This is a genomic window from Martelella mediterranea, assembly GCF_021021415.1.
Classification (GTDB): Bacteria; Pseudomonadota; Alphaproteobacteria; order Rhizobiales; family Rhizobiaceae; genus Martelella; species Martelella mediterranea_C.
In genome coordinates this window covers 17356-38693 of sequence record NZ_JAINWJ010000007.1, presented here as the reverse complement: position 1 = coordinate 38693, position 21338 = coordinate 17356, and the positions used below count along the sequence as shown (strand labels likewise).

Below are 21338 nucleotides of genomic sequence, written 5' to 3'. Positions count from 1 at the left end.
TCAGTTCCTGTTTTGCATATGATAAGCGAGTTTTTCGATCGGCGGCATGATCACGCTGCGCAGGCGGATATCGGGCACGGTCTCCTCCAGCGCGCGCCGGAAGCACAGCAGCCATTCGTCGCGCTCCTGTGGCCCGATCGGCGCCGGCATATGGCGCATCCTGAGGCGCGGATGACCGTGTTTTTCGACATAGACGGGCGGACCGCCGAGATAGCCGGTCAGATAGTCACGAAATTTCGCTTCCGAGCCTGAAAGGTCGGCGGGATGGACCGCGCGACACCGCGCGGCCTCCGGCAGCGTATCCATCAGTTCGTAGAAGCGGCGCGTCAGCCTTTCCACGGCATCGGCCCCGCCTATTGCTTCGTAGAGCGTAATCGTCTCGCGCGTATCCATCGACATTTCACAACTGAAATTCTTGGCGTGATCTGATGAATACCGGATTCAGGCGTCAACGCAATGCAGCGCGACGCCTTTTTCCTGCAAGACGTTGCGATGCTCTTCGGCCAGCTCCGAGCCGGTGAACACGGCGGTGAAGGTTTCGAGACCGGTCAGGAAATGCAGGCCGGGGCGACCGAACTTGGTGTGATCGGCCAGAAGCACGCGCCGTTCCGCGCCCTTGACGATCAGCCTCTTGGTCTGCACCACTTCCGGATCCTGGTGGAAGGCCGCGCCCTCATAGATCGCGGAAGCGGAGATGAAGCCGATATCGGCGCGCAGCCCCCGCAGCGCATCCTCCGTCAGCAGGCCGAAAAAGCCGTTGAACTTGCGGCTGTACTGGCCGCCAAGCGCCATCAACTCGATGCCGGCAATGCCGGCCAGTTGTGATATAACACTCAGATTGTTTGAAATCACGGTCAGCGGCAGGCGGTGGGTGATGTGCTCGGTCAGGTTCGCCGCCGTTGACGAATCGTCGATCATCAGCGTCATGCCGGGCTCCACGAGTGTCGCGGCGCTTGCCGCGATCCGCGCCTTCTCGTTCGCCGCCATCTTCTGGCGATAGCGGAAATCGGCCTGAAACATCGCCGAGGACTGGACGGACGCGCCGCCACGCACTTTGCGGAGCTGTCCGGAAGCCTCAAGCTCATCGAGATCGCGGTGCACCGTCATCTTCGAAACATGGAATCTGAGACTCAGTTCATCGACGCTCGCCGTGCCCTTTTCCATCAGCAGCGCCATCATCGCCGCCCGTCTTTCATCGGCTTTCACCGGCCTCTCCATGTCCAATGTTGTGGCGTTTTTGATGTAACACCGCTGTTTATGATAGATATCACATTTTATAACGATTAAAATAACAATTAAAGTGTTGTTTGTAAAATGGTATTGTTATTTTTGCGGCAGCTCCTATCATCAAGATACAAAGCTGCCATACTCGGGCGGCTAAGGAACATTTGATGAGCCGCCGACAGGGCGGCGTGCAATCACAGGAGACTTGGCGATGCCCATGATTACCTTGCGGCAGTTGCTCGACCACGCAGCCGAATACGGCTACGGCGTGCCGGCCTTCAACATCAACAATATGGAACAGGGCCTTGCGATCATGGCCGCGGCGAAGAAAACCTCGTCGCCGCTGATCATTCAGGCGAGCAGGGGCGCGCGCTCTTATGCCAACGATCTGGTGCTCGCCAAACTGATCGAGGGCCTGTCGGAGCTCTACCCCGACATTCCGCTGGTGATGCATCAGGACCACGGCAACAACGAAGCAACCTGCATGACCGCGATCAAATACGGCTTCACCTCGGTGATGATGGACGGCTCGCTGAAGGCCGATGGCTCGACCCCGGCGGATTACGAATATAATGCCGGCATCACCAAGCGCGTATCGGATTTCGCCCACTGGGCCGGCGCATCCGTCGAAGGCGAGATCGGCATTCTGGGCTCGCTGGAAACCGGCGAGGGCGAGAAAGAGGACGGCCACGGCTTCGAGGGCAAGCTGGAGCACGACCAGTTGCTGACCGATCCGGATCAGGCCGTCCAGTTCGTCAAGGAAACCCAGGTGGATGCGCTGGCGGTTGCCATGGGCACCAGCCACGGGGCCTACAAGTTCACCCGCAAGCCGGATGGCGACGTGCTGGCGATGAATGTGATCGAGGAAATCCACCGCCGCCTTCCTGATACCCATCTGGTCATGCACGGCTCCTCCTCCGTGCCGGAGGAACTGCAGGAGATCATCAACAAGTATGGCGGCGAGATGAAGCCGACCTGGGGCGTGCCGGTCGAGGAGATCCAGCGCGGCATCAAGCACGGCGTGCGCAAGGTCAATATCGACACCGACAACCGCATGGCCATGACCGGCGCGATCCGCAAGGTGTTTGCCGAAAACCCATCCGAATTCGATCCCCGCAAATATCTCAAACCCGCCATGGAGGCGATGACCAAGCTCTGCGTCGAACGCTTCGAGGCCTTCGGCACAGCCGGCCACGCCGACAAGATCAAGGCGATCCCGATGGCGGATATGGCCAAGCGCTACGCCGATGGCTCGCTGGCGCCGAAGATCGGGTAACGGGAAGCGGGCGCGTCAGCCTCGCCTGTCCATCGACCGCGATACCAGCAGCACCGGGATCAAGCCCGCCAGAATGATGATGATGGCGGGCACGGAGGCGCTTTCGACCTCGGCGCGCGACGCATCCTCGTAGACGAGAGTTGCAAGCGTGTTGAAGTTGAAGGGGCGCAGCAGGATCGTGGCCGAAAGCTCCTTCAGCGTTTCGATGAACACCAGCAGCGCTGCGGTCCAGAGCGCCGGGCGCATATTGGGCAGCAGCACGGCAAACAACGCCTTCAGCGGCGTTCGCCCGAGCGTGCGGGCGGCCATGTCGAGATTGGGCGAGAGCTTCTGGAAGCCGGAATCCACGCTGCCCTCGGCCATCGCCAGAAACCGCGCGGTGCAGGCATAGACGATCGCAAAGCCGCTGCCCGAAAGCACAAGCCCCGTGGAAATGCCGAAGGAGGATCGCATCAGCCCGTCCGTCCAGTTATCGAGGCCGGCAAGCGGGATCAGCACGCCGATCGCCAGCACCGTGCCGGGAATGGCATAGCCGAGCGAGGCAAGCCGGGCGAGGCTGCGGGTCCTGGGCGAAGCATGGCTTCTGACGGCATAGGCGAGGGTGAGGCCGAAGATGACCGCCACGATCGCGGCAAGGCCGGACACGGTGATGCTGGTCACCAGCGCTTCCAGCAGGCGGGCGGATGCAAAATCGTCCAGTCGTTTCAGCGCGAAATCGAGGAGCACCAGCGCCGGCACCAGAAAGCCGATGACAACCGGAATAGCGCATGAAAGGGTCGCGAGCGCGGCCTTAGCGCCGGTGAGGCGCTGCCGGGCAGCCTCGCCGCTGGCGCGCGAAGTCGCGTAGCGCTGGTTGCGCCGCGCAAGCCGTTCGAGCAGGATCAGCCCGAGCACGAAGACCAGCATGATCGCCGAAAGCTGCGCCGCGCCGCCGAGATCGCCCCGGTTCAGCCAGGTCTCGTAGATCGAGAAGGTCAGCGTATTGACGCCGAGATATTGCACCGCGCCGATATCGTTCAGGCTTTCCATCAGCACCAGAGTCACGCCGACGATGATGGCCGGCCGCGCCATCGGAAACTGCACGCGCCGCAGCACCCGCCAGCGCCCCGCGCCAAGCGTGCGCGCCACCTCCGCAGCATTGCGCCCCTGCATGGCGAAGACGGCGCGGGCCGTCAGATAGACGTAAGGATAGAGCACGGCCGACATCACCAGCACCGCGCCGCCAAGCGAGCGGATATCGGGGAAATAATAATCGCGCGCGCTCTGGAAACCGAAGATCGATCGATAGAGCGTCTGCACCGGGCCGGTGAAATCGAGGAACTCGCCAAAGGCATAGGCGGCGAGATAGATCGGCATGGCGAGCGGCAGCACCAGCAGCGCCGAGAGTAGGCGGCGGAAGGGGAAGTCGAATGACACCACCAGCCATGCCGTCATCACGCCGACCACCCCGGTGATCAGGCCGTTCAGCAGCAGCAGCCAGAAGGTGCGCCGCGCGGCGCCCGGCAGCACCGTCGTGGCCAGATGGGCGAGCGACGAAAGATCGGATGTGAAGGCAAGCCAGACGATCGCCGCGAGCGGCAGCAGCATCAGCGCCGCAATCGCGCCCGCCGCAAGCGTGAGCGGCGCTGGCGCAACCCGCCGGAATATGCGCGTAGTGGTGTTGATCTCTGTTGCGGACATGGGGTGCGGCCTTCAGTCGAGCCGTTGCGGATGCCCGTTCTTACGATCTCACGCCGCCCCGGGCAATACGCGTCGCGCGCTCAATAATGCAGCGGCCTTGTCTGCCGCACTGGCAGAAAAACCTCGACCAGCATGCCTTCGTTGGGAACGGCCTGCACCTCAAGGCGCGCGCCGAGACTTTCGGCAAGCCTGCGGGCCTTTTCAAGATGGGTGTTTTCCGCCCCGCCCTGTTCGGAGCGCGCGCCGCCATTGCCGACGCGCCGTCGCGAGGGCGCGATGCCATTGTCGCGGAACCGCAGCACCGTGGCCCCGTCCGCCGTCAGCGCCGTCGACACAACGACCTGCCCGCCCGCCGGGGTGAACTGAACCGCGCCCATCAGCAGCTCCTGGGCGATGTGCCTGAGCGTTTCCGCGGAACCCGGCGCGTTGCCGACGCTCGGCGAAAGGGCGGCGCGGATGATGATCCGGCGTCCATTGGCGCGCGGCTGGACCATGCTCACGGCCTCGGCAACGGCGTCATTGATGCGCGCTGCCTCATCCTTGCGGGGGGTGATGTCGGGTTCGGCCGGGGGCGGAGCGATCTCGGGTTCGGGCTCCGGCTCGCCCAGAAGCCTGCCGATCACGCCCCGGGCATGACGGCCCTTGAGCGCGATTTCGCGGGCGATGCGGTGATAGCGCTGATCGCCGATCGCGCCAAACGGCTGGTGATCAAGCGTTTCGGAAAGCGAAACGATCGCATCGATCGGCTGGCGCACTTCGTAGCGCAACGCCGAGATGAAGGCATCGCGGTCATCCTCGGCCTGCCGCGCCTCGCGCCGGGCCGCCCGCAGATCGTCCTCGCGGCGCTTCAGCGCGGTGATGTCGCGCAGCGCCATGCAGATGCCGTCCGATTGCGGCAGCGGGCCGAGCGTCACGTAGAGCGGGATCAGGCCTCCGCCGGATTCCCGGCCGATCACTTCCAGTCCCTCCGTGGCGATCTCGCCGGCCGGCCGCTGTCCCAGGCGGTCGAGATGCCTGCGGAGGTCGCCGTGGCTTTCCTCGGCGAACAGGATATCGACGGGCTTGCCCGCGATCTCGGCCGTGTCGGTGGCAAACAGAGCGGCGGCGGAGGCGGAGAGCGAACGCAGTCGCCGCTCTCCGTCCAGGATCACTATGCCGTCGGTGGCGGTGTCGAGGATCGAGGAGAGTTCCGCGACTTCAGCGTCCTTGTCGGCGCTGGGGGCGGGCGCTTCCGCCGGCTTCGGCGCGGCGCCAACCAAAGGCGTTGCGAGCGTGTCGGAATCCTGTGCCGGCCGCAATGTCAGGGCCAGCGCACGGCCATTGTTCCAGGCGATCGCCTGCATGTGGAAGGATACCGGAAGCCTGTCGCCATCGGCGGTGCGCAGGAACAGCCGGTCGTCGCTTCCGCGTTCGACAAAGGCATCGGTGCCGCCGGCAGCGATCACCGCCTCGAGCGAGCCATAGCCGGACACCGCCAGAAAGGCGGGATTGACGTGGAGAATGCGCTCTCCCGCCTGGATCACAATCGGGTTCTCGCTGCGATCGAATTCGGATGTGTCCGCTGTGGTTTCGGGCTTTTCGGCAGGCGCGGTGGTGCGGCGGATCACCGGGCCGCGGGGCTGAGATTCCGGCGTTTCCGGCTGTATGTCTTCGGCGGTGGCCTCAGGGCGCAAGTCTTCGGCAGGGGCCGCGGAGCGCAACTGGCTTGCGATCTCATCCAGCGCATGGCGCTCGTCATCCGTCAGCGTCTTCGCGCTTGTGGTCTGTCGGGTCTCCGGAACGCGCGGCGGGCGCGGCGCTTCGCGCTGTTCGCCGAGCCGAACGAGGCCGAATCCGCGAAAACCGTCGAAACGGCGCTCCCGGGTAAAGGTGGGCAGGGCCGCGAGATCGACCGGCACAAGCATATTGGTGTTGCCGAGCGGCCATTCGACGCTGCGGCCCGACCAGGTTTCCGTCGTTTGCAGCAGGTCGCCGATCGCGCCGGCGCCCTTGACGCCAAGCCGCGATTCGACCTCACCGAAGGTGAGGCCGGAGATTGCGCCGGTTTCCTCGCCGACGGCTTCCACCAGTTCGCTCGAGACCTCGGTGATCCGCCCATAGATATCCGTGCGCCAGACAAAGCGGCGCGGAAGCGGCCCTTGTTCCACTTCCGGTTCCGGGGCCCGTGTCTCCTCGACCGCCGCGATTTCGGGCTGCTTCCTTATCACCGGAGCGGCGGGTTGAATTGCCGGGTCTGCACGCTCCATGAGGGGTGCAGTGGATTCCGCGGGGCTTTCCTCCATCAACGCGCCGAAGCTTTCGTCAATCGCGGCGATGACGTCGCGCGCCGGTCTTTGTGGCACAGGCGCTTCGCCGCGTTCTGGGCGTATATGCGGCCTGATCTCCGCCGACAGGTCCGGCGAGACGGCGAGCAGGAAAAGGTCGGGCGTGCTGGAAAGCCGCCCCAGCGCCACGGGCCAGATACCGGCTTCATTGGTGACCAGCCGCTCGATATAGCTGTCGGCCCGGCGCGAAAGGCTGTCGACCATGTCGGCAATATCGGCCTCGCCAATGGCTGTGGCCGCGAATTCGTCGGAGCGGAGCGTGATCTGGCCGTCACCGTCCACGAGCGCCAGATGTTGCGATCCGCGCACGAGGCTTGCGTCATCCCTTGCGTCGGATTCGCATTCCAGCAGGAAATACCGATGGTTGGCGAGGATGAACAGGCTCGCCTTCGCTTTTCTCGTCACCCGCCTGAATCGTTGCGTCAGGTGTATCGTAAGGCTCTCGCTATCGCCCGGCTCGGAAAGCCTTCCGGCGGCGACGGCAAACTGACGGCGAAGAATCGGGTCGCTCGGGCCCGTCCCGATCGCCGCGTCTACCCCGGAATAGCCGAAAAGCCTGGCGCCTGCTTCATTGGCCCAGATGATCGCGCCGTCCGGCGCATCGAGCACGAGCATCGGCCGCGCTTCCAGGAATCGCTGGCGCAGGGCAGGGTGCGATGCAAAGGCGATGAAGGGCGGGTTGCTCATGAACGGCTGTCCGGTTCGCGTTGTCGGCCTGGCGCTTGGCCTTTTAATGCTTTTTTAATGATAAATGCCAATACGGTCCAGAATGCGGTCCGGTTTTTTGCGCTCCACGGTTAATGTCCGGAGGCCCGGCGTCTCAAATCTTCTCGGGAAGAGAGGTTGGGGCTTGCAAATTCGGTTCAGGCATTTTAAACGGGCCGCGATGCATTACGCGGCGCCCATCAAGCGTCGCCCATCAAGCGTCACCTTGTGCGGTTGTAGCTCAGTTGGTTAGAGCGCAGGTTTGTGGCACCTGAGGTCGGTGGTTCAACTCCACCCAACCGTACCATTTCTCCATCTTATCGTTTTTTCGCCAAAGAGGCCCTCGACGGTCGTGCTGATGGGCCCGTATCAACTATAAGTTAACGTTAACATCCGATTGTGATCGTTATAAACAAGTCGTTGTGCTGCTGGTATTGCGGCGTCCGGATGGTGCTGGCAATGAATGAAGACCTTTCGGGCGCTTGTGAACAGCATGGCGATGATCTATGGTTCCGGCGATTTCAGAGACATTTTCGGCCGGGACCTGGCGGTTGACAGATAGTATGACCAACCTGACCGCTTATATCACGGGACTTTGCCTTTCGGCCGCCGCTGGCCTGTGCGCCGGCGTAGGGCCGGCATCGGCGCAGTTGCTGGAAGGGCCGGGCGCCCTGTTCCTCGATCAGACCCCGATCGAGATGATGGCTTCCAACTATTCAAGCTTCGAGACCGGCTATCTCCTGCCGCGCGGCGCGGTGTATCTGCAGGTCGGCTCCGACCAGACGACTGCTGGCTCAGGAACAGGCACCGAGGTTTATACCTTGCGCGGCGACTGGGCCGTGGCCGACTGGCTTCAGGTCAGCGCCTTTGGCCATGCGTTCGACGATCCGCCGCTTTGCGGGACGCCGCTCTGCGACGACAACCTCACCTTCCTTGCCGGCGGCGGCGGTTTGAAGCTGGGTCTGGTCGAAAGCTATGGTCTTTCGATCGCCGCTTCCGGGTCGCTTGAAGCGCTGTATCTGTCGGGCGATCTCTATGCCAATGAGGCTGCCGGCAATTGGGAGATGGCGGGCAGCCTGCAATTGCCGATGAGTGTGACGGTTGCCGACAGTCTGAGGTTTCACCTGACCCCCGGCGTCTCGTTTCTGCCGGAGACCGTCAACGGCGTGCCCTATTACGGCACGATCCCCTATGTCGGCGCGGGGCTCACCTGGCAGCCGATCACCGGCCTTCAGTCCTATGCCACCGTCATGCTGCCCTATGGCACGGACGGCAATGCTCTTTCGAGCTCCGGCGGGTTCGAGATAACGCCGGTGTGGATGGCCGGCGTCAAGCTTGCGGTGACCCCCAAGGCGGCCGTCGATATCTTCGCGACCAATGGCTGGGGGCAGACGCCGGCGACCAGCGTTCTGGCGTTTCCCGGCAATGACGAGATCGCCTACGGCATCAGGTTGAGCTACACGCCATGGGTCGGGGTCGCGACCCGCGATGTCTATTTCGACAGTTACCGCGTGGATATGCTGAGTCCGGTCACCCAGCTCGAACAGGCGCGCCAGTTCGACGGATTGACGCTGACCAGCGCCAATACGCTCACCCCGCATCGGATTCTGGCGGAGGCCGGGATCGGGAGCCGGGATTTCATGGATGTCCATCTCGGCTTCAGCCCAGACCAGGATCTACAACTTGACGCGTTCTTCTCGCAGTATCCGGGTGGCGGCATGGCTGGAGACGCGGTCAGCCCCTGGGGGGATGAATGGGCCTATATGGTTGGCGGCAAATTGCGGCTGATGGACCAGAAATATGGCGACCTGTTTTCGCTTGCCGGACAGGTCCTTGCCGGGCGCGACTTCAACAAGCCGACGATCGGCGTCCTCTATGCCTCGCTGCCGGCAAGCCTTGACCTTTCGGATACCGTCTCCGTGGCGGTCGAGCCGAAATTCGCGGCCTATGGCGACGAACGTTTGAAAGCCATCGGGGGCGGCGTGACCGTGCGTCCGCTGCGCGATCTGGCGCTTATTGGTGAGGTTACGGCGGTTCTTGATGGTGGTGACCCGGTATGGGCGGGCGGCGCGCGTTATGCCCTTCCAAACACGCCGTTCAGCGCGGATGCCTATGTTACAAATGCAACAGGTCTGCACGGAGTCGGAACAATGCTCGCTCAGGATGAGGCCCGCTATGGACTCACTTTACGTTTTGCGTATTAAAGTCATCCCGTTCGTATCGAACGGCTTAATTTAACCGGGAGCTTTGCAATCGGTTTAGGGCAGTTTGGCTTGCGAATTTTTTAGTGACTTATGAAGTTGGGCTGTTTTTTAATTCATCTTCAACTGTTCGCGCGTATCTGAAATCGAGTAATGTGTTTCCGGTGCATGTGTTCAGAAGGCTCGAATGCCAGGGCAAACAAAAGGCGATTCGGAGAATTTCTAGGTGCGTGCCGTAACAACAATTTGTCTGACAGTGCTGCTTTCCGGCTGCAGCGCCATTTATAGTGCGTCGGAAGTGCGCCCGGTTGTAGGGCAGAGCTCGTCGGTCAAGGTGGTGCCGGTCACCAGCCAGAATGTGTTGCTCGCGAACGCCATGACGCCCTATAAGCCGCGGTCACTGCCTTCGGTATTTGATCAGACGGCAACGCTCCAGGGCTCAGCCGTACCGCAGATTTCCGCCTACAAGCCTCAGGCTAAGCCCGGCGCTGTCGCCACCAAGCTGCCCCCGCTTGAGCAACCGAAATCCTATCGCATCGGTGTTGGCGATGTCGTTCTTCTGGCGACGCCCAATGCCGACTCGGCGGTCAACGAGATCAACGGGCTGCTGGCGGCTCAGAACGCGAGACAGGGCTACACCGTTCAGGATGATGGCGCGATAGCGATCCCGACCGTTGGGCGCGTCAATATCGCGGGCATGACGCTGCAGGAAGCGCAGTCCGCCCTGTTCCAGAAGCTCGTCGCGAGCCAGATCGACCCGACTTTCAACCTTGAGATACGGGAATTCAATTCGCAGCGCGTGTCGGTGGGAGGCGCTGTCGGTAGCCCCCAGCTTGAGCCTATCACGCTCACGCCGCTCTATCTTGACGAGGCAATAACGGCAGCAGGCGGTATTCAGGCGGATGATTCCAGCTATGCCACTGTGCGGCTCTATCGTGATGGCAAAGCCTATCAGATCGCGGCAGACAGACTGTTCGCCAAGAACGATATCCCGAAAGTGCTGTTGCAGAATGGCGACCGGGTTTTTGTCGACACAGAGTATTCCGTGGCGCTTGCCGAAGGCTATATGCAACAGGAGCTCACTCTGGCGGCTTTCCAGCGGAGTGTATTGGACGAACAGCGCGGCATCTTCCAGACGCGGCTGAGCATGGATGCCGTCGATCGCGACTATGTCTATGTTTTCGGCGAGGTGAAGAACCAGGGCCGCTGGCCGCTGCCTTTCGATCGCTATGCGAGCCTGGCCGACGCGATGTTCGAACAGGGCGGTATTTCGCCTGTGACCGGCAACCCGAGCCGGATATACCTGTTGCGGAAGAGCCCGTTGCAGGGGGCTGGCCCGATGGAGATCACCGCCTGGTCGCTTGATGCGAAGAATACGGCCAACCTGCTTCTGGCGACCGAACTGCAGTTGCGGCCAAACGATATCGTCTTTGTTGCTGCCCAGCCGGTAACCAACTGGAATCGCTTGATTTCCCAGGTTCTGCCGTCGATTTCCATCCTTGGGAGCGCGAACGGCATCCTGAATTGACGGCAGCTGAGGGCCAGCCTGACCTTTCGGTATGGTCGCCATCATCATGAAACAATCAAAAACGGCGGCACGATGCCGCCGTTCGTTTTCGCGAGAGCTCCCTGACAATCAGGGGCCGTCGTTGAATCTTACCTTGTCGACCAGTTCCGAAGCCTGCTTGCGGTGCGCGGCCACATCGGAAAGCGGTAGCGTATCGGGATTGATTTCGCCGAAGGATTGAACGATCTCGGAGGCCTCGGCTCCCGGCAGCACTGGATACTCGAAAACCTGCTCGGCGTAGATTTCCTGGGCCTCGGGCGAGGCGAGGAATTCCATCAGCTTCAGCGCGGTGTCCGGATGGGGCGCGTTCTTGGCCATGGCCATGCCGGAAATGTTGACATGGGTGCCGCGGTCATCGGCATTGGGGAACAGCACGGTAATGGCCTCGGCCCAGTCCTTCTGCTCCGGCTCTTTTTCGTTGGTCATCATCAGGCCGACATAATAGGTGTTGCCGAGCGCGATATCGCATTCCCCTGACATGATGGCCTTGGCCTGACCGCGGTCATTGCCGTTCGGCTTGCGCGCCAGATTGGCCTTGAAGCCGCGCAGCCATTCCTCGGTATATTCGGCGCCGTGGTGCGCGATCATCGAGGCGATCAGCGCGATATTGTAGGGATGCTGGCCGTCGCGGATGCAGATCGCGCCCTTCCATTTCGGGTCGGCCAGTTCCTCATAGGTGATCGGAATATCGCCGATCCGATCCTTCGAGGCGTAGACCACGCGTCCGCGCTTGGTCAGCGCGAACCATTCGCCCTCTTCGTCGCGGTACTGCGCGGGAATATCGGCGTTGATCAGTTCGCTTTCGACCGGCTGGGTAACGCCGCCTTCCTTCGCTTCCGTCAGCCGTCCGATATCGACCGTGAGGATGACGTCGACGGGGCTGTTGACCCCTTCGGCCTGAATGCGTTCGACAAGACCCTTGTCCAGGAAGAGGACATTCGTCTGGATTCCGGTTTCCTCCTCGAACCGCTCCAAGAGCGGCGCGATCAGTTCCGGCTGGCGGTAGGAGTAGATGTTAACCTCCTCGGCGGAGAACGCCGGCGCAGCGAATGCCATAATGCCTGCCGTCGCCAAAAGGCGGGTGATCGCTGAAAGTCTTGTCATTTGCTTCTCCCTGTGATCTGATATCTTGAGTATTGTAATCAGGTAATAGCCGGACCCTGTCAACCATGCGCTGGAAGACTTGAGTGAAAATTTCTTCTTTTGGAATTGTTCAAAAGAGCCAAAGGCGCTATAACGTGGAAAGATTCTAAAGAGGAGCACGGCATGCGCCTGACAAAGCAGACAAATTACGCGGTTCGGATGCTGATGTATTGCGCCGCCAATGACGGCAAGCTGAGCCGCGTGCCGGAGATCGCGAAGGCCTACGGCGTTTCCGAGCTGTTCCTGTTCAAGATCATCCAGCCGCTGCACAAGGCCGGCATCATGGATACCGTTCGTGGCCGTAATGGCGGCGTCCGCCTTGGCCGTCCCGCAACCGAAATCACCCTGTTCGATGTGGTGCGGGTAACGGAAGAAAATTTCGCCATGGCGGAATGTTTCGAAGTCGGGGCCGAAACGGATTGCCCGCTGGTGGATAGCTGCGGCTTCAATTCCGCGCTGCGCGAGGCGCTCAACGCCTTCTTCGCGGTTCTGGCGAAATACACGATCGCCGATCTCGTGCGCCGCCGCACGGACATCTTCAAGCTGCTCAACATCGAGGAAGACCGCAAGACCGAACAGTCCGCGGCCTGAAGCTTAGCCGTTGCCGATCTAGGATCGGACGTCGGCAAACACCTCTGCGATGGTCTTTTCCAGCGTATCGAACATCCCGTCCATTTCCTGACGGGTGATGATGAAGGGCGGCGCCAGCACGACGGAGGCGCCGAGCGGTCGGCAGATCAACCCGTTTTGAAGCGCCTTGTTGGCGATCTTTTCGGAGATGCCGATCTTGCTGGCGAAACCTGTCTTGGTGGCTTTGTCCGCAACGATTTCGATTGCACCCATGAACCCGACGCCGCGCACCTCGCCGGCGTGAGGGTGGTCGGCGAACCGGCCGAGCCGCTCCTGAAAGTGCGGGGTAAGCGCGCGGACATTGTCGATCAGCCCCTCATTCTCGATAACGTCCAGCGCCTTCAGCGCCACCGCGCTGCCGAGCGGGCTGCCGGCGGCGGTGAAGCCATGGGGGAACTCGCCGAAGCGATCGGACGCCTCCATCAGTGCGGCTGACAACGCTTCGCCGAGAATGACCGCGCCCATCGGATAATAGCCGGCCGTCAGGCATTTCGACGCGATGATCGCGTCCGGTTCCATGGCGTAGCGATCGCTGCCCCACATTTCGCCAAGCCGCCCAAAGCCGCAGATCACCTCGTCGGCGATCAGCGGGATGCCGTATTTCCTGAGGATCGGGCGGATTGCCTGGAAATAGCCCTTCGAGGGCGGGATCACGCCGCCGGCGCCCTGCACCGGTTCGGCAAACATGCCGGCGATGGTTTCCGGCCCCTCGCGCTCGATCAGGTCTTCGAGGTTGCGCGCCATGCGCTGGGTGAAGTCCTCCTCGCTTTCCTCCGGCAGGCCGTAACGCCAGAAATGCGGGCAATCGGCATGGAGAAAGCCGGGCAGCGGCAGGCCGAATTCGGCATTATAGGGCTTGCCCGTCATCGAGGCGGTGGCAATGGTGACGCCATGATAGGCATTGTGGCGGGTGATGATCTTGCGCCGCTCCGGCTCGCCCCTGGCGCGGTTGATCATCCACAGCATCTTGACCATGGTGTCGTTCGCCTCGGAGCCCGAATTGGTGTAGTAGACCTTGCCATCCTCGAACGGCGACAGGCCGATCAGCCGGCGCGATAGCTCGACCGTGACATCGGCGATCCGGCCGAAGAAGGAATGGTAGCCGGGGAAGCGCTGCGCCTGGGCGCACAGCGCGTCGATCAGGCCCTGATGGTTGAAGCCGGCGACATTGTTCCAGAGGCCGGAATTGGCATCGAGATAGCGTCTGCCATCGACATCGATGACGTAAATGCCGTCGCCGTGGGAGAGCACGATCGGGCCGATCTCATCCAGCGAGGCGAAATCGGAAAAGCCCGGAAAGACGTTCTCCATCCCTTGTTTTTCCCATGCGTGCATCGTCGTCTCCGTCATTTCCAGTGGCAGCGAGGTTTGTCGCGAACGGCCGCCGCCGTCAACCCGTGTCGACCGTCCGGTGTAACAGCGGATTTAGGCCACGCGACGATACCAATTGTCTGCGAAACGATTTAAGCAGGGCGGGAGAGTTTTTGCTGGCCTCTTTGCGGCCAGCGGTTGAGGAACCTTTCGGGAGGACATCATGACGGATAACGGTATCAGGAACCCCATATTGCCGGGCTTCAATCCCGATCCATCGATCTGCCGCGTCGGCGATGATTACTATATCGCGACATCGACCTTCGAATGGTATCCCGGCGTGCAGATCCATCACTCCCGCGATCTCGCCAACTGGCAGTTGGCGGCGCGTCCGCTGAACCGCGCCGGCCTGCTCGACATGCGCGGCAATTGCGACAGCGGCGGCATCTGGGCGCCGTGCCTGACGCATGCGGATGGGCTGTTCTGGCTGGTCTACACCGACGTGAAGCGCATTTCCGGCAGCTTCAAGGACGCGCCGAATTACCTCACCACCGCGCCGTCGGTGGAAGGCCCTTGGTCGGACCGCGTCTATCTCAATGCCAGCGGCTTCGATGCCTCGCTGTTTCACGCGCCGGATGGTCGGAAATATCTGCTGAACATGCTCTGGGACCACCGCCAGAAAGGTCATGGCGACCAGTTCGCCGGGATCGTGCTGCAGGAGTACGATGTCGAGGGGCAAAAGCTCGTCGGTCCGATCCACAACATCTTCCGGGGATCCGAGCGCAAGCTGACCGAGGCTCCGCATCTCTATCACCGTAATGGCTGGTACTATCTGATGACGGCCGAGGGCGGCACGGGCTATGAGCATGCGGTGACGCTTGCCCGCTCGCGCGATCTTCTCGGCCCCTATGAGATGCATCCGAATACCCACGTGCTGACCACATTCGATGCGCCGGACGCGCCGCTGCAGCGCTGCGGCCATGCCGATATCGTCGAAACGCAGGCGGGCGAGACCTATATGGTGCATCTCTGCTCGCGCCCGGTCGAGGTGTCGTGGGACGAGGGCAAGGCCGCTTTTCGCCGGGGCCTGCCGGGCGAGGAAAACGAGCGCCGCCGCTCGCAGATGGGGCGCGAAACCGGCATCCAGAAAATGGAATGGCGCGATGACGGCTGGCTCTACCTCGCCGAGGGCGGCCATGCGCCGACAAGCCTGATCACGCCCGCGCCGAAAGGGCTTGAGCCCGCGCCGTTCGAAGCGCCTGCGGTGCGCACCCGGTTCGCACCCGGCCCGCTGCCCACCGACTTCCAGTGGCTGCGCAGCCCGGAGCCGGAGCGGATGTTCTCGCTCGATGCCCGGCCGGGTCACTTGCGCATATTCGGCCGGATGTCGCCGGGCAATGTGTTCGAAAACGCCATGCTCGCCCGCCGTCAGACGGAGCATCGCTTCACGGCGACCACCGAGATCGAGTTCGATCCGATCGACTTCCAGACCTTCGCCGGGCTGATGTGCTGGTACAACATGGCCCAGCACCATTTCCTCGCCGTCTGCCGCGAGGATGACGGCAGAAGGGCGTTGCGGATCATGTCGGCGCTCGGCGATTTTCCGTTTGGCAAGACGGTCTTCGGCTGCGATCCCGAGCCGGTGCCGGATGGACCGCTGGAACTTCGGGTCACGGTCGACAAGGCGGCGTTGCAGTTTTCCTGGCGCAGCGGCGAGGGCGCGTGGCGCGATATCGGGCCGGTGCTTGACGCCACGATCCTTTCCGATGAGGCGGGCGTGGGCGAGGGCAATAATTTCACCGGCGCCTTTGTCGGCATGGCGGCCTATGACACCGGCGGCCGCGGACACCACGCCGATTTCGCCTGGTTCGATTACGAGCTTCGCGATTGAGGGTGGCCCGCTCGATTGACAATGATGACTATTTCACTCAACTATTGCGCCTGTTCGCAACCAGCAGGGGTTATCATGCAGTCGCGCATTCTCGCATCCGCCGTTCTTTCCATCTCCCTTTCCGGCGGCGTCGCATTCGCCGGGCAGGTGATCGACCATGCCATGGGCACGACGGAGGTGCCGGACGCGCCGCTCAGGGTGATCACGCTGACCAACGAGACGACCGAGGCCGCACTCGCGCTCGGCGTCACCCCGGTCGGCGCGCCGCAATCTTGGTATGGCGATCCGTGGTATCCGCATCTTGGCGACAGGCTTGAGGGAACCGAGGTGCTCGGAACAGAGCTTGCCGTCAATGTCGAACTGGTGGCCGCGCTCGAGCCCGACTTGATCATCGGCAGCCGCAAGCGCGACGAGGAGATTTACGGTCAGCTCTCGGCGATTGCGCCGACGGTGTTCATCGAAGGGCTTGGCGCCTGGAAGGATAATTTCGCCTTCGTCGCCGATGTGCTGAACCGCGAGGGCGAGGGCGAGGCGGCGCTCGCCAGCTACGAGACGCGGGTTGAGGCCCTGAAGGACGGTCTCGGCGACAATGCCGGCGAGAGCCTGTCCGTGGTGCGCTTCGTGCCGGGACAGACCTATCTCTACCTCAAGGGCAGCTTCCTTGGCCATGTCCTGGCCGATGCCGGCTTCACCCGTCCGCCCCAACAGGATGCCGATGGACTGTCGCTCGCGGTCGGTCGCGAAAGCATTCCCGACATGGATGGCAACCGGATATTCTGGCTGACCTATGACACCGGCGACGGCAAGGGCGATGCGATGGCTGAGGAGTTCCTCTCCGACCCGCTCTGGTCGCGGCTTTCGGCGGTACAGGATGGCCGGGTCCATGAGGTCGATGACGGCGTGTGGGCAACGGCCGGCGGCTGGTTCGCCGCGCAGGAAATGCTGGACGACCTCGCCGAGGTCTACGGCGTGGAACTGCCGCCGGCGGAGGCAGCCTCGGACTAAGTCGACTGTCGCGAAAGCGGCACGATCACCGGCAGGTCGGTTTCCGGCAGCGGCAATATCCGGCAGTCGATATCGAATACGGAACTGATCCGCTCTTCGGTCAGCACGTCGCGGGTCGCGCCTTCGGCGGCGATGCCGCCGTTTTCGAACAGCACAACGTGATCGGCATAGCGCAGCGCGTGGTTCAGATCGTGCAACACGATCACGAAGCTGCGTTGTTCACGCCGGTTCAGCATCACCAGCAGATCCAGGATTTCGAGCGCGTGGGCGATATCGAGATGGTTGGTCGGCTCGTCGAGGAAGATGCGCGGCGCGTCCTGCGCCAGCGTCATCGCGATCCAGGCGCGCTGCACCTGTCCGCCCGAAAGCTGGCCGATGCTGCGCCCGGCAAGCGCCTCCATGCCCGTGGTTCTGAGCGCGTTTTCGACCGCGCGTCGGTCTTCGGCCGACGGGCCGGAAAACCGGCTGCGGCGGGAATAGCGGCCGAGCATGGCGAGATCGAACACGGTCATATCTTCCGGCGCATCCGGCGACTGGCTGAGCATCGCGATTTCGCGGGCCAGCGCGCGCGGCGTCCAGTCGTCAAGCGCTTGACCTGCCACCTCCGCCTCGCCGCTGCTTGGCGCATGGAGCGCGCGCAACACCTTGAGCGCGGTGGATTTGCCGCTGCCGTTCGGCCCGCAAAAGGCGATGATCTTTTGCTCCGGCAGCGTGAGGTCGATCGCATCGAGCGCGGTGAACCCGTCATAATGGGCGGAAAGCGTGGACATTTCGGCAAGCGGCTTAGACATTGCTGCGCTGGCTCCTGAGGATAAGCATGAGAAAAAGCGGCGCGCCGATCAGCGCGGTGACCGCGCCCGCCGGCAGTTCCAGCGGGCTGGCGATGGTGCGGGCGAGCGTATCGGCAACCAGCACCAGCATGCCGCCGATCAGGGCGGTCGCGACCAGATAGCCGGCGGCGAACTGGCCGTGAAAGAGCCGCGCGGCGTGCGGCGCGATAAGCCCGACGAAACCGATCGCGCCGACCTGCGAGATCGCCAGCGCCGTCAGCAGAACCGAAAGCACCATCAGCGCGATCCGGTTTCGGTCGACCGAAAAACCGGTGGTCGCCGCCGTCTGGGCGTCGAGCACGATCTGGCGCATCGGCAGGCGCATAAAGATCAGCACGGGGACAGCCGCCGCGAGGCCGAGCATCACCACGCCGACATCGAACCAGTGGGCGGCGCTGACCGAGCCGGTGATCCATTGCAAGGCCTGGCTGGCGCGATAGACCGGGCCGATGATCATCATCAGCGTGACGGCGGCCTTGGCGAGTGCTGAGAGCGCAATGCCGTAGAGGATCACGCGCACGGGATCGCGGCGGCGGGTATCGGCGAGCGTCAGCAGCCCCACAAGAGCGGCGAAGGCGAGCGCGCCGATGATCGCGGCGAGCGGTTGCCACTGGATCGAGACGGTGAGCACATTGGCCTGATCGGAAAACAGCCACAGGAAGGTGACGACGCCAAGCGCCGCGCCATCTGTGATGCCGAGGATCGAGGGGGCGGCCATCGGGTTTCTGAGCGCCCGCTGCAGGATCGCGCCGGCAAGGCCGAGCGCCATGCCCGCCGCCACCGCCAGCGCCACCCGCGGCAGGCGCAGGGTCCAGACAATGACGGTGTCTATACGGCTACCTTCGCCGAGGAGGGCGGCGATCACCCGATCCGGCCCGATGAAGCTCGAGCCGAGACCGGTCGCACCAATCACGCAGAGCGCCAGCAACGCGGCAAGCACGGTCAGGCGGAGGGCAGGGGCGTTCATACGCCAACCTCCCGCAGCCGTTTCGCGCGCAACAGCACGATCAGGAACGGCACCCCGACAAAGGCAAGCACCGCGCCGATCGGCGCTTCGCCGGGGGCGACGATCAGGCGGGCCAGTATATCGGCCAGCACCGCGATGACCGCGCCCGTCAGCATGGCGAGCACGGCCATGCCGAGAAAGGCAGGGCGGCCCGGCGCAAGCCGGCGCGCGATATGCGGCGCGATCAGTCCGAGAAAGGCGACCGGGCCGGACATGGCAACCGCGCCGGCGGAAAGCAGCGCCGCAAGCGCAAGCGCGGCAATGCGCGTGCGCGCCACGTCGACGCCGATACCGGCCGCACTCTGGTCATCAAGCCGCAGCGCATCGATCGACGGGCCGAGAAGGGCGCAACCGGAAAGCGCGACCGCGAGTGCCGAAACACCCACCCAGAGCAGCGCAAGCGGGCGATCGGCAAAGCCGCCGGAGAGCCAGAACAGCAGCGTTTCAAGCGCGGTTTCATCGAGAAGCAGCGCAAGCTGGGTGAGCGAGGCAAGCATGGCGGCAACCGTGACGCCGATCAGCAATATGCCCGTTGGCCCCGCCTGCGGCCCGAGCGCTGCGGACAGGCCGAAGACCAGCGCGGTGGCGGCAAGCGCGCCGCAGACGGCGAGCAGGCCGATCGCGCCGACCGAGACCACGCCGAACAGCACCAGGCCGAAGGCGACCGCGAAGGCCGCGCCGGCATTGACGCCCAGAAGGCCGGGTTCGGCGAGCGGGTTGCGGGTGGTCGCCTGCATCAGCAGGCCTGAGACGGCAAGCGCCGCGCCGGTCGCCATCGCGTTCAGCGTGCGCGGCAGGCGCAGCGTGCGGATGATGATGTCCGCTGTGTCATTGCCGCCGGAAAAGGCCGACCACACCGTCGCCGGTCCATAGAGCCGCACGCCGAGATGCAGGCTTGCAATCGCGGCGATCAGCAATGTCAGGCTCAACAGCAGCAGCGTCTTTCGCACGGGCTTCCCTTTCGCAGCGACGATTGACATTGCTGATTGAAATGGTCAACTTTAAAACCCAAAAGATGAGTACAATATTCAACTAGGGAGTTTCAGTGGTTCGATCGATACGATTGGCAGCAATGGCTGCCCTTGCCATCCTGCTCGCAACCCCGCTTGCCGCCCGCGAGGTGAGCGATGCCATGGGCACCGTCACCGTTCCGGACCTGCCGGAGCGCATCGTGGTGCTTACCAATGAGGGCACCGAGGCGCTGCTTGCGCTTGGCGTTCACCCGGTCGGCGCGGTCAATTCCTGGCAGGGCGATCCGTGGTGGGATCACATCGAGGCGCAGATGGGCGATGCCGAGCCGGTCGGGACCGAAAGCGCGGTCAATCTGGAACTGGTCGCGGCGTTGCAGCCGGACCTGATCATCGGCAACCGCCAGCGTCAGGAGGATATCTATCCCCAGCTTTCCGCGATCGCGCCGACGGTGATGTCGAGCGAGTTGCGCGGCGACTGGAAGGTCAATTTCGAGCTCTATGCCGAGGCGCTAGGCCTTTCCGACAAGGGCGAGGAGGTGATCGCCGAATATGATGCCAAGGTCGCCGATCTCCGGGAAAAACTCGGCGACGCGACGAATGAGGAAGTCTCCGTCATCCGCTTCCTGCCGGGCCAGATCCGCATCTACCAGCTCGACAGTTTCTCCGGCGTGTTGCTGAAGGACATCGGGTTCCAGCGTCCTGAAAACCAGAATGTCGAGGAATTCGCGATCCGCACCGGCAAGGAGAGCATTCCCGACATGGATGGCGACCGGATCTTCTATTTCACCTGGGAGGTCGGCAATGGCGAGGGCAAGGCGCTCGAGGAAGAGGTTCTGGCGGACCCGCTCTGGCAATCGCTCTCCGCCGTCAAGGCCGGCAAGGTCCACGGCGTTTCCGACGCGATCTGGAACACCGCCGGCGGGGTGATCGCGGCTGACCTGATGCTCGACGATATCGCCCGGATTTACGACGTTCAGTAACCATTTCCGGTCTTGTTGACGTGTCGTGCCGCGCGGGTGGAGGGCCCGCGCGGCATTTGCATCTGAGCGCGCCCGATTGACCTTCCGGCAGCGAAGCGGTAAACGAGCGTCCCATGGCGTCCGGCCGGGTTCGAACCCCGTCAGACCGGATCGAATAGAACACGAACGAACCAGGACTTTTATGACGAGAGCTACCTCCTCGGCGCCCTCCCAGCGCATGCTTCGCGTTGGCGAACAGGTGCGCGCCGCCATCACCAAGGTGCTGCAGCGCGGCGACCTTCTCGACCCGCTGATCGAGACCACCGTGATTTCCATTTCCGAAGTGCGGATGTCGCCGGATCTCAAGGTCGCGACGGCCTATGTCACGCCGCTCGGCCAGACCGATCATGACGCGGTGGTCAAGGCGCTCAACCACCATGCCAAGTTCCTGCGCGGTCGGATCACGCGCGAAATCCGGCAGATGAAGAACATTCCCGAACTCAGGTTCCGCGACGACACAAGCTTCGAGAATTTCCGCAAGATCGACGAACTCCTGCATTCCCCCGAAGTGGCGCGCGATCTCGATCGCGATGAAGACGATAGCGAAGAATAAGA

The 21338-nt window shown here is 62.8% G+C and carries 17 protein-coding genes and 1 tRNA gene; 9 read left to right on the top strand and 9 right to left on the bottom strand.

Annotation, left to right across the window (positions count from 1 at the left end; all coding sequences use genetic code 11):
• Together K7H91_RS04695 and K7H91_RS04690 are read right to left on the bottom strand one after the other, a co-directional pair.
• A complete protein-coding gene (locus K7H91_RS04695) occupies window positions 1–393 on the bottom strand; it encodes a group II truncated hemoglobin (protein ID WP_230719054.1) in 393 nt (130 codons plus the stop codon).
• 48 nt (window positions 394–441) lie between these two features.
• A complete protein-coding gene (locus tag K7H91_RS04690; RefSeq protein WP_230719053.1) occupies window positions 442–1206 on the bottom strand; it encodes a DeoR/GlpR family DNA-binding transcription regulator in 765 nt (254 codons plus the stop codon).
• A 229-nt stretch (window positions 1207–1435) separates the two neighbouring features.
• Between K7H91_RS04690 and fba the strand changes: the two genes are divergently transcribed.
• Window positions 1436–2500, top strand: a complete 1065-nt coding sequence (fba, locus tag K7H91_RS04685; protein ID WP_230719052.1) for a class II fructose-bisphosphate aldolase — start codon at window positions 1436–1438, stop codon at window positions 2498–2500.
• Between the two features lie 15 nt (window positions 2501–2515).
• On the opposite strand, the gene K7H91_RS04680 is transcribed toward fba, so the two are convergent.
• Both K7H91_RS04680 and K7H91_RS04675 read right to left on the bottom strand, forming a co-directional pair.
• On the bottom strand, window positions 2516–4180 hold the full coding sequence (locus K7H91_RS04680; RefSeq protein ID WP_230719051.1) for an ABC transporter permease: 1665 nt from the start codon (window positions 4178–4180) through the stop codon (window positions 2516–2518).
• 80 nt (window positions 4181–4260) lie between these two features.
• On the bottom strand, window positions 4261–7191 hold the full coding sequence (locus K7H91_RS04675) for a PAS domain-containing sensor histidine kinase (protein ID WP_230719050.1): 2931 nt from the start codon (window positions 7189–7191) through the stop codon (window positions 4261–4263).
• Window positions 7192–7439: 248 nt separating this feature from the next.
• Between K7H91_RS04675 and K7H91_RS04670 the strand changes: the two genes are divergently transcribed.
• From K7H91_RS04670 to K7H91_RS04660, 3 genes are all read left to right on the top strand, one after another.
• A tRNA-His gene (locus K7H91_RS04670) sits at window positions 7440–7516 on the top strand.
• Window positions 7517–7772: 256 nt separating this feature from the next.
• Window positions 7773–9413 carry a hypothetical protein gene (locus K7H91_RS04665; protein WP_230719049.1) on the top strand — a complete coding sequence of 547 codons (1641 nt, stop codon included), beginning with the start codon at window positions 7773–7775 and terminating at the stop codon, window positions 9411–9413.
• 334 nt (window positions 9414–9747) lie between these two features.
• A complete protein-coding gene (locus K7H91_RS04660) occupies window positions 9748–10938 on the top strand; it encodes a polysaccharide biosynthesis/export family protein (protein WP_230719048.1) in 1191 nt (396 codons plus the stop codon).
• A 108-nt stretch (window positions 10939–11046) separates the two neighbouring features.
• Here the strand turns inward: K7H91_RS04660 and K7H91_RS04655 are convergent, their stop codons facing one another.
• Entirely contained in the window at window positions 11047–12033 is a 987-nt protein-coding gene (locus tag K7H91_RS04655) for a Fe(3+) ABC transporter substrate-binding protein (protein WP_230719228.1), read from the bottom strand.
• 210 nt (window positions 12034–12243) lie between these two features.
• Here K7H91_RS04655 and rirA point away from each other — a divergent pair, with 210 nt between their 5' ends.
• Window positions 12244–12711 (top strand): iron-responsive transcriptional regulator RirA, encoded by a 468-nt coding sequence (rirA, locus tag K7H91_RS04650; RefSeq protein WP_230719047.1) that lies wholly within the window; start codon window positions 12244–12246, stop codon window positions 12709–12711.
• 18 nt (window positions 12712–12729) lie between these two features.
• Here the strand turns inward: rirA and K7H91_RS04645 are convergent, their stop codons facing one another.
• A complete protein-coding gene (locus K7H91_RS04645) occupies window positions 12730–14085 on the bottom strand; it encodes an aminotransferase (protein WP_230719046.1) in 1356 nt (451 codons plus the stop codon).
• Between the two features lie 199 nt (window positions 14086–14284).
• Between K7H91_RS04645 and K7H91_RS04640 the strand changes: the two genes are divergently transcribed.
• Together K7H91_RS04640 and K7H91_RS04635 are read left to right on the top strand one after the other, a co-directional pair.
• Entirely contained in the window at window positions 14285–15952 is a 1668-nt protein-coding gene (locus K7H91_RS04640; protein WP_230719045.1) for a glycoside hydrolase family 43 protein, read from the top strand.
• Between the two features lie 75 nt (window positions 15953–16027).
• On the top strand, window positions 16028–16957 hold the full coding sequence (locus K7H91_RS04635; protein WP_230719044.1) for an ABC transporter substrate-binding protein: 930 nt from the start codon (window positions 16028–16030) through the stop codon (window positions 16955–16957).
• On the opposite strand, the gene K7H91_RS04630 is transcribed toward K7H91_RS04635, so the two are convergent.
• The 3 genes from K7H91_RS04630 to K7H91_RS04620 are packed head-to-tail and all read right to left on the bottom strand — an operon-like array spanning window position 16954 to window position 19743.
• Window positions 16954–17748 (bottom strand): ABC transporter ATP-binding protein, encoded by a 795-nt coding sequence (locus K7H91_RS04630; protein ID WP_230719043.1) that lies wholly within the window; start codon window positions 17746–17748, stop codon window positions 16954–16956. The genes K7H91_RS04635 and K7H91_RS04630 overlap by 4 nt on opposite strands.
• Complete coding sequence (locus K7H91_RS04625; RefSeq protein ID WP_230719042.1) at window positions 17741–18754, bottom strand: FecCD family ABC transporter permease; 1014 nt, start codon at window positions 18752–18754, stop codon at window positions 17741–17743. The genes K7H91_RS04630 and K7H91_RS04625 overlap by 8 nt, the downstream gene beginning before the upstream one ends.
• Complete coding sequence (locus K7H91_RS04620; protein ID WP_230719041.1) at window positions 18751–19743, bottom strand: FecCD family ABC transporter permease; 993 nt, start codon at window positions 19741–19743, stop codon at window positions 18751–18753. The genes K7H91_RS04625 and K7H91_RS04620 overlap by 4 nt, the downstream gene beginning before the upstream one ends.
• 122 nt (window positions 19744–19865) lie before the next feature.
• Here K7H91_RS04620 and K7H91_RS04615 point away from each other — a divergent pair, with 122 nt between their 5' ends.
• Both K7H91_RS04615 and rbfA read left to right on the top strand, forming a co-directional pair.
• Entirely contained in the window at window positions 19866–20744 is an 879-nt protein-coding gene (locus K7H91_RS04615) for an ABC transporter substrate-binding protein (protein ID WP_230719040.1), read from the top strand.
• A 181-nt stretch (window positions 20745–20925) separates the two neighbouring features.
• Window positions 20926–21336 (top strand): 30S ribosome-binding factor RbfA, encoded by a 411-nt coding sequence (gene rbfA / locus K7H91_RS04610; protein ID WP_230719039.1) that lies wholly within the window; start codon window positions 20926–20928, stop codon window positions 21334–21336.
• Window positions 21337–21338 lie beyond the last annotated feature (2 nt).